Source organism: Shewanella sp. 0m-8 (assembly GCF_052977265.1).
The window spans coordinates 35,209-50,040 of the sequence record NZ_JBRIMB010000033.1 but is presented as its reverse complement, the minus strand read 5'-3'; the positions used below and the strand labels follow the sequence as shown (position 1 = coordinate 50,040).

Here is a 14,832-nt window from a genome sequence, read left to right as displayed (position 1 = left end):
CCACCGCCGTTTCCGCCACCGCTTCCACCGCCGTTTCCGCCACCGCTTCCACCGCCGTTTCCGCCACCGCTTCCACCGCCGTTTCCGCCACCGCTTCCACCACCAGTTCCGCCGCCGCTATACGTTGCAGCGTCATTAGCAGCTACAGCGTCAGACTCCCAGCTTTGCTTCTCTGCGATCAAAGCTGTAGTGAATACACCGGCATCATCGAAGTTAGAGATAAACTGCAAGTTACCGCCTTGTACGGTAGAGCGACCATCTTGCTGAGCCTTAATGGCTTGATAGGTGTTATCTTTGTATTGGGTCTCTAATACATCGCTCTGGTTGTGATAACCAAAACCACGCAGAGTGAACATATCATTGAATTTATGGGCGACACCTAACTGGAATGTTTTAGCTTGATAATCGTCAACGCGTTCAAATTTAACGCTGCCAGTGCCGCGACCATCACGACTAGGCTTACCCCACTCGCCATCACGGAAACTCATGTTTGCCATCAACTGAGTATTATCGTTAATTAAGTAGTTACCTTGGGCATAGAAGTTATTCAAGGTCTTATCGGCATTTTCACGCACGTCGCCTTGTTGATACTCGGTATCTTTATAATCATGAGACATTGGCCAGCCGTCGGTCTGCTGGCGTGTGTAGTTCACTAGACCTTGCCAATTATCTCCGCTACCCGCTGCATTTAAATCACCGTTAAAAGTGTTGTCTCGCGCCGCTTCTAGGCGACCAGAAATCGCTGGCGCATTGTCACCTTGCTTAGTAATAATATTGATCACACCACCAGCGCCACCAGGGCCGTACAGCACAGATGAAGGACCGACCGATACCTCTATAGAGGCTACTTGAGAGGTTGGAATAAGGCTTGGGTCAAACTGGCCATCTTCTGCATCATTGGCTGGTACACCATTGATAAGGTAAATCACATGGCGCGCTTTAAAACCGCGAATGTCCACGCGAGGTGTACCCTGGCCACCCGTTCTAACGTAGATACCCGGCACGTTTTTTAATATCTGATCAATGCTTTGTGCGCCAGACGCTTTGATCTCTTCTTCATTCAGGCTCCAGTGAGTCGTGGCCGCTTCAGTTACTGAAGCACGTTCACCGTGAACCACAATCACTTCTGTTACGTCGAGAATAGGGTTTCGCTCAAGTTCATCAGCTTGAACTTGATAAGCTAAGCTCATCGCCAATGCTAATGTGGATACTTTCAGCACTTTTTGTTTCATTTTCATCTAGTTTCATCATCCTAACGATCTGTTTTTCGCTATTCTCAAAAAGCTGCGCCTATCTCTCAAGTAAATAAAATCATAAAACAAACTTAGATCGACTAATTTGAACTTTAAGGTAAGAATGGAAACTCAATGACGGACAAATTGACCCACACTTTGTGTGCAAAGGACAAAAGGGGGCACGAATGTCACAGATTAAAAAACGCACACTGGGTATCGGTAATGGCTAAGTGGCTAAGTGGCTAAGTGGCTAAGTGGCTATAACTAAGGTTATTACTAAAGAATAAGGAAATGATTTCGGTTAAATCTAAACCATGCTGATAAAATAGTCAGTGGAAGCTCACACAGGTAGAGTAATCGACTTGACACTGCATGCTCAGACTATTAGTTTGTGGTAAAGATTCTTATTACCAATGTGCGATGGGTGTATCCCAATTAGAGGCAGCTCCTCTAAGCAAGCCCTAATGATATTTGTTTGGAGTACTTATTGACCATCCCCTTGCTGCCTCAAGCTATTAAGTCTTTAACCGACAAAATCAAATCCTTTACTCTTCAACCAAACAGCGACCCTATTGTGCAGCTGTCTGTGGTGGTTTCGCCGATCCCGGTGATTGCCTGGCTGGCAGCGCAAACCACTTACCCTAGAGTGTATTGGAAAGGCCGTGATACCCAGGAAGAAGTTGCAGCCATTGGCTGTTGCAAAGATTTTTTCTTTGGCGATGACGTTGATGATAGTGAGCTCTCTGCTGAGTATCAAAAACAGCGGTCCCTTACCAACAATCAAGATATACGCTATTACGGTGGCGTGGCTTTTGATCGCCGCAATGAAAGCTGGCCTGAATTTGGTAAAGCACATTTTATTCTGCCGCGCATCGAGCTTCGCCGCAGTGGTAACGAATTCAAACTATTAGTTAACCTCAATTTTACCGAGCAAGCTTTCGCTCAAGAAATTGATGATGCGCTACAGTCATTGCAAGCATTAGATGCACCTAAGCCATTAGCACCACCTAACAAAGTGGCACTGATGAGCCGTAGCGATCGCCCTGATAAGTATCGTTGGAACGAATTGGTTAATCGTGTCACCCATCCTAAATTTATTGAAGACACCCCTAAAGTGGTTTTGTCTCGACTGACTCAACTTGAGATCAATGAAGTCGTTGACCCTTGGATGTTACTGGCCTGCTGGCAAGGACGTAATCCAACCAGTTTTCAGTTTGGCTTTCAGTTTAGCCCAGACAGTACTTTTATCTCTTGCACCCCTGAGCGCTTATATCGCCGTCGTCAACGTGAACTATTTACCGAGGCGCTAGCGGGCACGACTGTGCGCGGGCTAAACCAAGAAGAAGACAAAGAACTGGCGCAGGCGTTACTGGATGACACTAAAAATAGCCACGAAAACCAACTTGTTAGACAGCATATCGTTAATGTTCTTAACCCACTCAGTAATTATGTCGGCGCTGATGAAACACCAACGGTATTCAAACTAAGCCACATTCAGCATCTGCACCGCTCTATTCGTGCCGAGCTAAAGCCCGGTGTGAATGACTTTCAGCTGATCCAGGCGCTGCATCCAACACCTGCCGTAGGCGGCTTGCCTAAAGAGTCGGCGATGAACTTTATTCGTCAGCAAGAAGGCTACGTTAGAGGCTGGTATGCGGGAGCATGTGGGTATTTTAATAAGCATGAAAGCGAATTTGCCGTGGCAATACGCAGTGCACTGATTGAACCAGGCCGCATCAATTTATTTGCTGGCGCAGGTATTGTTGCGGGCTCAGAAGCCGATAAAGAGTGGACCGAGCTTGAGAACAAACTCACTACGATTTTATCGATATTGACTGAGTTGTAACGCTTAATCCCTATTGCTAATCATACTCAGCACGCAGAAATTATGCTGCTGCTGAGATTTACGCTTGCTCAAATAAAAAACTGCTCTATAATTTGCGCCCCCTATATTAAGTAGGGGACGAACCACTCTGTTTAACCAAAAATTGTAAAATTATAGCGATGTTCGCTATTGCGGGTTCCCTAACCCCGCCCGATTTATTTAAAAAGGCCACAAGATGTTGATGTTAACCCCTGCACAGGTTCGCCGTGCATTACTGCTATTAGCAGGCTTTCATATTGTTATTATTTGTGCGAGTAACTACCTTGTACAACTTCCCTTTCAGATATTTGGCTTCCATACCACATGGGGTGCATTTAGCTTTCCCTTTGTCTATTTAGCTACCGATCTAACGGTTCGAATATTCGGCCAGCAAGCGGCAAGAAAAATTATCTTCCTCGCCATGGTACCTGCACTGATCATCTCTTATTTGATGGGCGTGGTATTCCACCAAGGTAGCTTCCAAGGCGCTGAAGCACTACTTGAGTTCAACAGTTTTGTGTTCCGAATCGCTTTTGCAAGCTTCGCGGCCTATCTGGTTGGGCAGCTGATGGATATTTTTGTTTTTGCCAAGCTCAGAGAGACCAAGTCTTGGTGGGTTGCACCTTCAGCATCTACCATAGTCGGCAACCTGATAGACACTATCGTGTTCTTCGGCCTAGCCTTCTACGCTTCAACTGACGAGTTTATGGCAACACACTGGCCAGAAATCGCCACTGTGGATTACGGATTTAAGCTAATTGTTAGTTTAGGCCTGTTCTTGCCCGTATACGGTCTGTTATTAAAGTTCTTACAAGATAAGATCTTACAAGATTCGGCTCGTAAAACCGCCAGCTAACGGCAGTTAACGCTTAACAACAACTGGACTGACCTGTTATAATTTCGCCAATTCGTTCACCTTTCAGCCAATGGTTTGGTTGTATTACAGGGTGAACTGGCGAAGTTATTGAGAGTTAGAAATGTACACCATTGAAATTGAAGCCGTAACTGAGTTTACGCCTGAAGTGCTTGAGCTGATCCAGACTGTCTATTCTGCCATTCCTGAATTTGAACAAGGTTACGCTAGCCAAGAGATCAGCCAGCGCCTGCTTGCTGGCCCTGCGTTATTGCTTGTTGCTAAAGTCGAAGGTGAAATTGCCGGTTTTAAACTTGGCTACCAAACTGAAGACCAGGTATTTTACAGCTGGCTAGGTGGAGTCACACCTGATTTTCGTGGTCTAGGTTTAGCTAAGAGCTTACTTGAGTATCAAGAACGCTGGGCGACTGAGCAAGGCTATCAACGTATCGACGTTAAAACCCGTAACTGCTTCCCTAGCATGCTAAACATGCTGATCAGTAATCAATATCAGATCACCGCTATGGTTAGCGATGCTCAAAATCACAGCCAGAATAAGCTGCACTTACAAAAGCATTTTTAATACTGCTGGGTATAACTGTTAGTGAAATAAGTGAGTAAATTGGCTAAAAGTGCGTAATAAAACTTGCAAACCCAAATGAGAATGAATATTGTTAACTTGCGTTCCAAAACTCGGATTAACACATAAAGTTCTCATCATCTTTATCTGCAATAGAGTTTTATTAAGCACGACATTGCTCACACACTCTTTGTGGCCAGGATTATTTCCTGGCTATTTTTTTGAGTTAAGTTCAAAGAAATACATATTTCAGTCTGAAACTGAGTGGGTTTTCAATGTAAATAACGAAAGCTAAAATACTGTTTTAAATCAAGTAATATTTATTTTTGAAATGATTACGATTTGATTGGTTATTGTACTTGCAAGATCAAATGATAATGATTACTATTTGCATGCGTTCCGAAACTCGCTAATACTTAAAGGCATCTCATCTCCTTAAAGTTTGAGTTTTATTAAGCACGACATTGCTCACACACTCTTTGTGGCCAGGATTATTTCCTGGCTATTTTTTTATCTGTCATTCAGTTGTGCTGAGATTAATACCTGCATGTAGGCAAGCGACACCGCATTGGCCATACTCTTTAAAAGGCCCTGTTCAAGCGTTCTACTGAAACACTCTTGTTTAAGAGCTCTGAGCAAGAGCTCTTGTTTAAGCGATCTGATTAAGCAGCTAGTCTTTCGACATATCGCTATGCTTACCGCTAAACTGCAAGCCTTCATAGGGAGTATTACTCTGGTCTTCGATGGCCTTATGGTACAAACCAATAGTAAACAAGCTACCCTTGCCTACTGTAGAGCTCACCTCAATGGTGCCACCAATACGCTTAATAATGCCGTAACTCAGCGATAAGCCTAATCCAGTACCATCTTTACGCGTGGTGTAAAAAGGGTCGAAAATACGGTTAAGCTCTTCCTCTGGAATACCCTTACCTTCATCTTCGACTTCAATTTTCACTCCAACTGGCTCGCCATGCTGCACCCAGTCATAGGTACGGATCCAGATTTGGCCTTTACCGTTCATTGCATGGGCGGCGTTTACCACGAGATTAATAAGCACTTGCAGCAGTTGCGGGCGGTTCACCTGAATGGGATAACTCGCATTGAGTTCTTGGTTAAGCACCACTTGCTGCTTTTGAATCGAGTGGCGCACTAATACCAGCATCTCTTCGATAATGGGGGTGATCTGGTGCATCTCTAACGGGGCGTTAAACTCCCCTGGACGGCTGTATTGCAACAAGCTGCGGATAATGGTGCTAATACGACCCACTTGCTGGATCACTAGCTCAATCTCTTCTTCAACGTCATCAGCTCTATCGCCTAGCTCGTATTTAAGCAATTCCATATTGCCTAAGATCACCGCTGTCGGGTTATTGATCTCATGAGCAATACCCGCTGTAAGCTCACCCAACGCGGTCAATTTTTCATTGATCACCAACTGTTGTCGAGTCTCATTAAGCAGTGCCACATTAGCTTGTAGCTCTTCAGTTTTTTCTTGCAAGCTGCGAGTACGCTCTTCAACTTTAACTTCTAACTGCTCGGCTGCGGCTTGAATTTGGGTGTTGCGTCGCTGCAGAAGATCCAGCATGCGATCAAACTGCTCTGCGAGGTTAGACAGCTCATTGCCACTGTCTAGACCCAATGATCCTATGCGTAAATTACGACCCGATTGCACCGCCTTTACCACATGGTGAATACGCTCTATCGGTTGCAATAAGCTGTAGGCACCGCGATAAACCAGCCAACCAGAGACCAGCAACACCAACATCAAGATAGTCCCGAGCTCAATAATGTTAAGCAGGTAATTATGGATAAACGGCGACTCAGAAAATCCGGTATAGATCATACCGATACGCTTACCGTTAATATCTTCTAGTGGTGAATAGGCTGAAATAAACCAATCGTTGAAAACAAATGCTCTATCGACCCAGAGTAGGCCTTGATTAAGCACCTTTTCGCGCACTTCAGATGACACCAAACTGCCGAGTGCTCGACCTTGTTTGTCATCCCCTTGAGGGAAGAAATGCAGCGGAACGTTGGTACTGATGCGGATATTATCGAGGAAGATGGTGACTGTACCGATTGAGCGTTCTGGTAATGTGCCCTTGTCGTACACTAAGTCGCGAATGTGATCGACGATACGGGTGTCACGGTTAAGCATGATACCGCCATCTAAATACCAGGAAACGTTGCCATTGGTATCAGCAACGGGCAGCAAGCTTCTGCTTAACAGGCCACGTTTTTCTAAATGTTTACTGGGTTCTTGTGCCCGCAATGTCTTCATTACAGTCACTTGGGCTCTGTCGGCGAGTTCAGGGTCTATGCGGGCTAAACGGCTTGGTTCGAGTACCATTAAGCCAGAGAAAGGTGCCACGCCTTCGATGTGGGGAAGCATCTGCCTTAAATCGGGATCGGCCGCGGCTTCAGACACACTAATCAGCCGTAAAAAATCTAAGTTAAGATCTTTTTTGGCCTGGTCTAAAACCTGCTGCAGATTATTGCGCTGTTGCTTGGAGTCATTACCAATTTGGCGAAAATCATTCTGAAACGGCCAGGACTCCATCACCAACTCAAGCTGTTTTTCTTGATTATCCTGGACGGTAATTAGAGTGCTGTTTGCCACGGTCAAATCGGCTTTGACCTTCATAAACAGCTGCTTACCTGTGTAGCTTATATTCCAATATATGGTAATAAAAACCAAACTGACTAAGGTTAGTAAGATAGGCAACAAGGTTAAAATCAAGATGCGATAACGCACCTTAGCCTGCATTTGCTGCCAACTCACACCAAACATATTGGAAAAAAACGACACAGCTACTCCCCTAGAGCGATCTCATTGTTATTGTTATTCTTCTTTATCGGCTTCGCCGCCGAACCACTCTTTGTATTTTCTATCTAGCGTCTTACGTGACACACCTAAATCGCGCGCGGCGGCTGATTTATTACCACCATGCACATCAACAACACGTGTCACATGGTCACGCTCAACGTCTTTAAGCGCCCATTGTAATGGATAACCCGACTCAACCAGCATTTCAGCCTTAGGTTGTGCTTTCCAGTACTCGGCGGGTGGCTTACCTAACAAAATGCAGCGTTCAATCATATTGCGCAATTCACGAATATTACCTGGCCATTCGTGTTGTTGCAGCTTTAATAGGTCTTCATGACTCCAGACCACCTCTTTTACCCCCAACTCTGCTGCCAACTGGCAAGTAAAGTGATGGGTTAGCTCAACGATATCTTCAGGGCGATCGCGCAGTGGCGGGATCACGATATCGAGCACGTTAAGACGGTAGTACAGGTCACGTCTAAAGTTGCCGGCTTCAACTTCTTCCGACAATTTACGGTTAGTTGCCGCCAACACGCGCACATCGATATTAATTTCTTTTTCGCTACCCACAGGACGAATGGTGCGTTGCTCAAGTACGCGCAATAATGCCGTTTGCATCTTAAGTGGCATTTCACCGATTTCGTCGAGGAAAATTGTACCACCTGAGGCAAAGCTAAATAAGCCTTCTCTGTTACCTTTTGCACCGGTAAATGCGCCCGCTGAATGACCAAACAGCTCACTTTCTAATAGCTCTGGTGCAATCGCGCCACAGTTAACGGGCACAAACGGCCCCTGGCGACCACTAAGAATATGCAACTGTCTGGCGACCAGCTCTTTACCCGTACCCGATTCGCCCTCAATCAACACCACGGCGTTGGTTGGTGCGACGCGTTCGATAATATGCTTCACTTCCGTCATCGCATCGCTTTGACCAATGATGGTCGAGGATTGGTTAAATGACACCTCTCGGCGCAGCATCAGATTTTCACGCTTAAGCAAGCGACGTTCAATACAGCGGTCAACCGCCTTCATCATCTGCTCTAAATGGAAAGGCTTCATAATGAAATCAGACGCGCCAGCTCGTAGTGCCTTGATCGCCACATCCATATCGGCATAGCCCGTCATAAAGATGATATCAGAGCGGCGTTCTTGATCGTTGAGCGCCTCATGCCATTCAATACCTGAACGACCGGGTAGACGAATATCAACAATTAACAGATCAAAATGACAGCGCGAACGCAGTTGCTCAGCATCTTCGACGCTGGACGCGGTTTCGACTAAAGCAAACTTTTTAGCAAGCGCTTTCTTTAAAAAGCTGCGCATGCCGGGTTCATCATCAACGATCAGTACAGATACTGCAGAAGGAAGTGGCTTCATATTATTTATTCTCTGTCCCACCTTGTCTGGCCGAGGGACAATTTGACTCATTATGCATCAAGTCTAACATCTAACCCGTTCAAATAGGTCACTATGAACCATGTAATCGCGATCTTGGGACATAATGTCTGTGCTTTTTTTGCCATCAACGCGACCAAGATCACACATGAGTTACAAATGTGAACTGAAATAACGCAAACCAAGCATGGCATCAAACTTGCTTTTAAGTCGATTGAATTCGATTTCAATCAGGTGCTCAGGTATCGAGTAGCCCATTTTATTTTCCAAGGAGTAAAAATGCTAAACCTTAAACGCGTTATTGGTCTTGCGGTTACCGCTGCGCTATTTGTTGGTATGCCAGCTCAAGCTAACGAAGTCATTAAGCTTGCTACCACGACTAGTACTGAAAACTCAGGTCTACTGAAGAATTTATTACCCAAATTTGAAGCTGAAACAGGCTACCAAGTACAAGTTATTGCAACAGGTACCGGCAAAGCCCTTAAGCTTGCTCGCCAGGGTGACGTGGACGTTGTGATGACTCATGCGCCAGGCGCTGAAGCAAAATTCGTTGAAGAGGGTTACGGCCGTCTACCACGTGGCATTATGGAAAATGACTTCGTAGTGTTAGGTCCAAAGAACGATCCTGCTCAAATTCGTTCAAGCAAAACCGCTGAAGAAGCCTTTGCTAAAATCGCTAAATCAGGTGTACCTTTTATCTCACGTGGTGACAACTCCGGCACCAACATGAAAGAGCTGCTTATTTGGAAGAATGCTAATATTACTCCAGAATTCAAAGGTTACACTGCAGTTGGTCAAGGTATGGGCAAAACGCTACTAATGGCTAGCGAATTAGAAGGTTATACACTATCTGACCGTGGCACTTTTGTTGCTTATTCAGGTAAAATAGATCTAGCAGTAGATTTTGATGGCGGTAAAGCACTGGCTAACCCATACCAAATCATACTCATCAGTGAAGCTAAGTACCCAACACTAAACCACAAGGGTGCTAAAGCATTGAGCGACTGGCTGATCGGCGCTGAAGCGCAAGGCATGATCAACAATTATAAAGTTCAGGGAGAACAATTGTTCAAGGCAACATATAGCGAATGAATGAAAGCTGGTTAGCCCTTATACAGCAGGCATTAAGCCTGCTGTTTTCATTGGACCCAGAAGTGTGGTCCATTATAGCTGTTTCTTTTTCAGTCTCATTTGCGGCTTTAGCTATCACGCTATTGCCTTCTATGGTGCTGGGCTTTCTGTTGGCCTTTACTCGCTTTCCTGGCCGCTGGTTAGTCACCAATCTAATCCAAACCTTGCAATCTATTCCAACAGTTGTCATCGGCCTGCTGGTCTATCTGCTGCTAACCCGCATGGGTCCCCTTGGCGATCTCAAATGGCTGTTCACCCAAAAAGGCATGATTTTAGGCCAGATGCTAATTTGCGCTCCTGTATTAGTTGCCATGAGCCAAGCGGCTTTTACCAGTGTTGATCGCCGTGCATGGGAAACCTCTCGAACACTAGGTGCACCAGCATTAAGTGCCATCTGGGCAGTCTGCAGAGAACTTAAAGTTCCACTATTATTAGCTATTGTTGCCGCGTTTAGTCGTATATTGACTGAAATTGGTTGTTCGATGATGGTCGGCGGCAATATTGCTGGCGTCACACGTAATATTCCCACCGCAATTGCACTGGAAACCAGTAAAGGTGACTTTGCCCAAGCGATTGCACTCGGACTTGTACTACTCGTTCTAGCACTCATTTTAAACTTTGCTCTAGGTACACTTAGAGGCAAAGCCGAGCCGAGGAGTCATTAAACAAATGGCATCTATCATGGCAGCGAAAACAGCAAGCAATAATACAAAAGCGGGTGCGAGGATCATTGCACAGGATCTTGAGATGCATTTTGAAGGCAAGCATCTGTTTAGCGCTGCTAAATTAGTGTTTGAACAAAACCGAGTCATTCATCTACAAGGTGACAACGGCTGCGGTAAAACCACCTTGATGAAATTGCTCGCAGGCTTTATTCAGCCAACATCGGGGACGATTCAAGCCCAAGGCTTTAGCATTGCCCCCTGGTGGCGTAGCAACTCTATCACCGGCAAGGCCATTTATTTGCACCAGCACCCTTACTTGTTTGAAGGTAGCGTGTTGTATAACTTGACCTACCCGTTAAGATTCTTACACGCAGATACACAGCTTCTCAAAGCTCGAACCGAGCAAGCGATCGACAAAGCGCAGTTGCGCCACCTGTTGACCCAAGCCGCTTCTAGCCTGTCTGGCGGAGAAAAGCAGCGCTTAGCGATTGCTAGAGCTTGGATTATCCAGCCCAAGCTACTGATGCTAGATGAACCGACCTCTAATATGGATAAACACTCGCAACATTTAGTTTTGCAGATGATTAGCGACTTAAAACAGCAGGGAACTGGCATGTTAATTAGTAGCCATCAGACTTGTATGTTAACCAAAGTATGCGATCATGCTTGGCTGATTAGCGATAAAACCATTACCACCGATACACTTTGCGCTCTTAAAAGCAGTAATGATGCGCAGGCTGAGTTTTCAGCTAATTTGAACGTATCGCTTGGGTAACTTAAATGAGCAAGTTTTAAGTAAAACTGCAATAAACAATAGGGTAACAGTGATGACAGCACGAGTTGATGCAGTAATCCTTGCTGGCGGTATGGCCAGACGCATGGGTGGAAACGACAAAGGTTTAGTCGAGCTAGAAAATCAGCCGATGATTAAACATGCTATTGATCGGATAAAACCTCAAGTTAAGGAGATCCTGATCAACGCAAATCGAAACCAAAACCGTTATTCTGAGTTTGGTTTTAAAGTGATCAGTGACCAAGATAGCGGCTATTTAGGCCCACTAGCTGGCATGATCACCGCAATGAGCAATACCGATGCAGAATATTTACTGGTCGTTCCTTGCGATTGCCCACTGTTACCAACAGATTTAGTCGCTAGAATGCTAGCGAAATTAACGGCTGAAGATGCCGAGCTCGCTGTGGCGAGTGACGGTAAACGCGAGCAACCTGTCGTCATGCTGCTCAAGCCAAGTTTACGTGCATCCATGAAAGCATTTTTAGATGCTGGCGAACGCAAAATCGATTTTTGGTACGCCAAGCATCACTATGTGGTCACCGAGTTTTCAGATCAGCCAAATGCATTTGTAAACGTGAACACACCAGAACAAAAACAGCAGCTAGGTGAAGCCATAGCTAATGAAAAAAATCACTAGAGGTGTAAATGAGCATACCTTTTACTAATCCGTTATCGATTCCTGTACTCGGATTCTGCGCCTACAGTGGCACAGGCAAGACCACATTGTTAAAGCAATTAATCCCTGAGCTTAATCGCCGAGGTGTGCGACTCGCAGTCATTAAGCATGCTCATCATAACTTCGACGTCGATATTCCAGGTAAAGACAGCTATGAAATGCGCAAAGCAGGCGCAAAGCAGATGCTGGTTGCCTCTCATGTACGCTGGGCGTTAATGACTGAAGACGCCAAAGACGGCGACCCTGAGCTACCACATTTGCTAAAACAGATTGAAGCCGACAAGGTTGATATCGTCCTCGTTGAAGGTTTTAAAAAGCTCGAACTGCCTAAAATTGAACTGCACCGCGCCGCTCATGGCAAGCCTTTCATCCATACCAATGATGATAATATTCAAGCCATTGCCTGCTGTGATGACACCGAATTACCCAGCGAACTACGCCGCTTAGACATCAATAATATTGAGCAAATCGCTGACTATGTGGGTGAGTACATTGCCGCATGGAAGCCATGCCCGGTTGATTTACCTATGGCGCCAACCTGTGGCTGCGAGTTAGATAACAGCAGCACGCTGTCAGTGCGACAAGGTATCGATAAGATTTTATCTTACGTTAAGCCGGTAACCGCAACTGAAGCGGTTGAGCTTGATGAACTAGAGAACCGTATCCTTGCAAGCGACGCCATTTCACCTGTCGATGTGCCACAGCACACCAACTCAGCAATGGACGGTTACGCCTTTAAACTGAGTGATGACAGCAGCGCAGCGTACAAGATGGTTGGCGAAGTGATGGCTGGCCACGCTTACAACGGCACCATTGCCGCTGGCGAAGCCGTGCGCATTATGACAGGCGCACCATTGCCAGCAGGAGCAGACACGATTCAGCTACGCGAGCTTGCCAACGAGCAAGATGGCAAAGTGCGTTTTGAAGGTGAAATGAGCCTAGGCCAGCACGTACGCCAAGCGGGTGAAGACATTGCTCAAGGTGCAATAGCCCTTGCAGCCCACACTCGCTTGCACGCTGCAGAGCAAGGTTTACTCGCCTCACTTGGCTTTGGTGAGTTACCGGTATTTAAACGTCCAAAAGTTGCCGTGTTCTCAACTGGCGATGAAGTTTGCCAGCCAGGGGAGCCATTAAAGGCTAACTGCATATTCGATTCTAACCGCTACACCATCAAGTCGATGGCGAAAAAGCTAGGTTGTGAAGTGATCGATTTAGGCATTATTCAAGATTCAGAAGCGGCACTGGCGCAAGCGTTAAAAGATGGCGCCGCGCAGGCAGATATTGTGATCAGTTCAGGCGGTGTATCAGTCGGCGACGCCGATTATATTAAAACCGTACTTGAACAGGTCGGACAAATTAACTTCTGGCGCATCAATATGCGTCCGGGTCGCCCACTAGCCTTTGGCCAAATCGACGATAGCTTATTCTTCGGTTTACCGGGTAACCCAGTAGCAGTAATGGTGTCGTTCTTACAATTTGTACAGCCAGCAATTCGTAAGCTTGCAGGCGAGCAAAACTGGGCACCGGCTATGGTACCCGCGATTACCGACAAACCGCTGCGCAGCCGTACTGGCCGAACAGAGTTTACCCGCGGCATCTATCATTTAGCTGCTGACGGCAAGTTACATGTAACCACAACAGGTGCTCAGGGCTCAGGGATGCTTAGCTCAATGGTAAAAGGAAACTGTCTCATCGTAATAGGCGAGAAAGATGACCAGTTAAATCCAGGTGACACAGTTTATATTCAACCTTTTGCCGACCTTCTATAGAGGTCATGTAGGTAGTTAGTATGAGTTTAATCGTTGACACTTTTGGTCGCACGGTAGAATACCTGCGCCTATCAGTCACTGATCGCTGTGATTTTCGCTGCGTGTATTGCATGAGCGAAGATCCCTGCTTTTTAGGCAGAGAGCATGTGTTAAGTCTGGAAGAATTAGCTTGGGTTGCCCAAGCTTTTACCGAACTTGGCGTAAAGAAAATCCGCTTAACCGGCGGTGAGCCGTTAGTGCGCACCGACTGCGATCAGCTAGTGAAGCTATTAGGTAAGTTACCTGGGCTTGAAGAGTTGTCGATGACAACCAACGGCTCGCGTTTAACCCACTTCGCGGCAGAGATGCATGATTCAGGGTTAAACCGACTCAACATCAGCCTAGATACGCTAAAGCCGGATCTGTTTACCACGCTGACCCGTAACGGCAAAGTTGACCGCGTTATCGCGGGTATCGACGCCGCCATTGCAGCGGGCTTTAAAAAGATTAAGATCAACGCGGTGATTTTGCGTGGTCAAAACGATGATGAAGTCTTAGATTTAATCGAGTTTTGCCGCGAGCGTGACCTAGATATCGCCTTTATCGAAGAGATGCCGCTTGGCGTAATCGATGAGCGCAAGCGCAGCCGCCATTGCAGCAGTAAAGAGATCCAGGACATTATCACCGAGCGTTACCCGCTTATCGCCTCAAACCGCCGTACAGGTGGACCTGCGCGTTACTTCACCATGCCCGGCAGCGACATCCACGTAGGCTTTATCTCGCCACACAGCAACAACTTTTGCCACGAATGTAACCGCGTCCGCGTCACCGTAGAGGGCAAACTGTTACTCTGCTTAGGCAACGAAAACTCGGTCGACTTAAAAGCGATTGTACGCGAGTTCCCCGGTGACATAGAAAAGCTTAAAGTCGCGATTCTAGACGGCATTCAACACAAGCCCAAGGAACACCATTTTGACCCAAATGGCGAAACCCAGATCCTGCGGTTTATGAATGCAACGGGCGGTTAACTGTTGCTTGAACAGTTAGTTTTCGCTTGTTGGTGGT

12 protein-coding genes are annotated in these 14,832 nt (G+C 46.2%); 9 read left to right on the top strand and 3 right to left on the bottom strand.

What is annotated here, in order from left to right:
* Positions 1–1,238: TonB-dependent receptor (locus ACVBIO_RS14965; RefSeq protein WP_447172916.1), on the bottom strand; the 1,238-nt coding region annotated here is incomplete at its 3' end.
* 484 nt (positions 1,239–1,722) lie between these two features.
* On the opposite strand from ACVBIO_RS14965, the gene ACVBIO_RS14960 reads away from it, so the two are divergent.
* The 3 genes from ACVBIO_RS14960 (at position 1,723) to ACVBIO_RS14950 (ending at position 4,535) form a co-directional block, all read left to right on the top strand.
* A complete protein-coding gene (locus tag ACVBIO_RS14960) occupies positions 1,723–3,081 on the top strand; it encodes an isochorismate synthase (RefSeq protein WP_447159051.1) in 1,359 nt (452 codons plus the stop codon).
* A 214-nt stretch (positions 3,082–3,295) separates the two neighbouring features.
* Positions 3,296–3,955 carry a 7-cyano-7-deazaguanine/7-aminomethyl-7-deazaguanine transporter gene (locus tag ACVBIO_RS14955; RefSeq protein WP_447159052.1) on the top strand — a complete coding sequence of 220 codons (660 nt, stop codon included), beginning with the start codon at positions 3,296–3,298 and terminating at the stop codon, positions 3,953–3,955.
* A 121-nt stretch (positions 3,956–4,076) separates the two neighbouring features.
* Positions 4,077–4,535 carry a GNAT family N-acetyltransferase gene (locus ACVBIO_RS14950; protein WP_447159053.1) on the top strand — a complete coding sequence of 153 codons (459 nt, stop codon included), beginning with the start codon at positions 4,077–4,079 and terminating at the stop codon, positions 4,533–4,535.
* Between the two features lie 667 nt (positions 4,536–5,202).
* Here the strand turns inward: ACVBIO_RS14950 and ACVBIO_RS14945 are convergent.
* Together ACVBIO_RS14945 and ACVBIO_RS14940 are read right to left on the bottom strand one after the other, a co-directional pair.
* Positions 5,203–7,341 (bottom strand): sensor histidine kinase, encoded by a 2,139-nt coding sequence (locus tag ACVBIO_RS14945; protein WP_447159054.1) that lies wholly within the window; start codon positions 7,339–7,341, stop codon positions 5,203–5,205.
* A gap of 33 nt (positions 7,342–7,374) precedes the next feature.
* On the bottom strand, positions 7,375–8,757 hold the full coding sequence (locus ACVBIO_RS14940; RefSeq protein ID WP_447159139.1) for a sigma-54-dependent transcriptional regulator: 1,383 nt from the start codon (positions 8,755–8,757) through the stop codon (positions 7,375–7,377).
* A gap of 276 nt (positions 8,758–9,033) precedes the next feature.
* Here ACVBIO_RS14940 and ACVBIO_RS14935 point away from each other — a divergent pair, with 276 nt between their 5' ends.
* Genes ACVBIO_RS14935 through moaA form a run of 6 tightly spaced genes read left to right on the top strand, consistent with a single transcriptional unit; the run spans position 9,034 to position 14,795 of the window.
* Positions 9,034–9,846: a substrate-binding domain-containing protein gene (locus tag ACVBIO_RS14935; protein WP_447159055.1), complete on the top strand. Its 813-nt coding sequence runs from the start codon at positions 9,034–9,036 to the stop codon at positions 9,844–9,846.
* Positions 9,843–10,550, top strand: a complete 708-nt coding sequence (locus ACVBIO_RS14930; protein ID WP_447172915.1) for an ABC transporter permease — start codon at positions 9,843–9,845, stop codon at positions 10,548–10,550. Before ACVBIO_RS14935 ends, ACVBIO_RS14930 begins: the two co-directional genes overlap by 4 nt.
* A 16-nt stretch (positions 10,551–10,566) precedes the next feature.
* A complete protein-coding gene (locus ACVBIO_RS14925) occupies positions 10,567–11,325 on the top strand; it encodes an ABC transporter ATP-binding protein (protein ID WP_447163091.1) in 759 nt (252 codons plus the stop codon).
* A 52-nt stretch (positions 11,326–11,377) separates the two neighbouring features.
* On the top strand, positions 11,378–11,980 hold the full coding sequence (mobA, locus tag ACVBIO_RS14920; protein WP_447159058.1) for a molybdenum cofactor guanylyltransferase MobA: 603 nt from the start codon (positions 11,378–11,380) through the stop codon (positions 11,978–11,980).
* An 8-nt stretch (positions 11,981–11,988) separates the two neighbouring features.
* The gene (locus ACVBIO_RS14915; protein WP_447172914.1) at positions 11,989–13,788 is read left to right on the top strand and encodes a bifunctional molybdopterin-guanine dinucleotide biosynthesis adaptor protein MobB/molybdopterin molybdotransferase MoeA; all 1,800 of its coding nucleotides are present in this window, start codon (positions 11,989–11,991) and stop codon (positions 13,786–13,788) included.
* A 20-nt stretch (positions 13,789–13,808) separates the two neighbouring features.
* A complete protein-coding gene (moaA, locus tag ACVBIO_RS14910) occupies positions 13,809–14,795 on the top strand; it encodes a GTP 3',8-cyclase MoaA (protein ID WP_447172913.1) in 987 nt (328 codons plus the stop codon).
* The last annotated feature ends 37 nt before the right edge of the window (positions 14,796–14,832 follow it).

Excerpts from the sequence above, each read along its gene's own strand:
- ACVBIO_RS14955 (WP_447159052.1), top strand. The coding sequence starts at position 3,296 with ATGTTGATGTTAACCCCTGCACAGGTTCGCCGTGCATTACTGCTATTA.
- ACVBIO_RS14950 (WP_447159053.1), top strand. The coding sequence starts at position 4,077 with ATGTACACCATTGAAATTGAAGCCGTAACTGAGTTTACGCCTGAAGTG.
- ACVBIO_RS14935 (WP_447159055.1), top strand. The coding sequence starts at position 9,034 with ATGCTAAACCTTAAACGCGTTATTGGTCTTGCGGTTACCGCTGCGCTA.
- ACVBIO_RS14930 (WP_447172915.1), top strand. The coding sequence starts at position 9,843 with ATGAATGAAAGCTGGTTAGCCCTTATACAGCAGGCATTAAGCCTGCTG.
- ACVBIO_RS14925 (WP_447163091.1), top strand. The coding sequence starts at position 10,567 with ATGGCAGCGAAAACAGCAAGCAATAATACAAAAGCGGGTGCGAGGATC.
- mobA (WP_447159058.1), top strand. The coding sequence starts at position 11,378 with ATGACAGCACGAGTTGATGCAGTAATCCTTGCTGGCGGTATGGCCAGA.
- ACVBIO_RS14915 (WP_447172914.1), top strand. The coding sequence starts at position 11,989 with ATGAGCATACCTTTTACTAATCCGTTATCGATTCCTGTACTCGGATTC.
- moaA (WP_447172913.1), top strand. The coding sequence starts at position 13,809 with ATGAGTTTAATCGTTGACACTTTTGGTCGCACGGTAGAATACCTGCGC.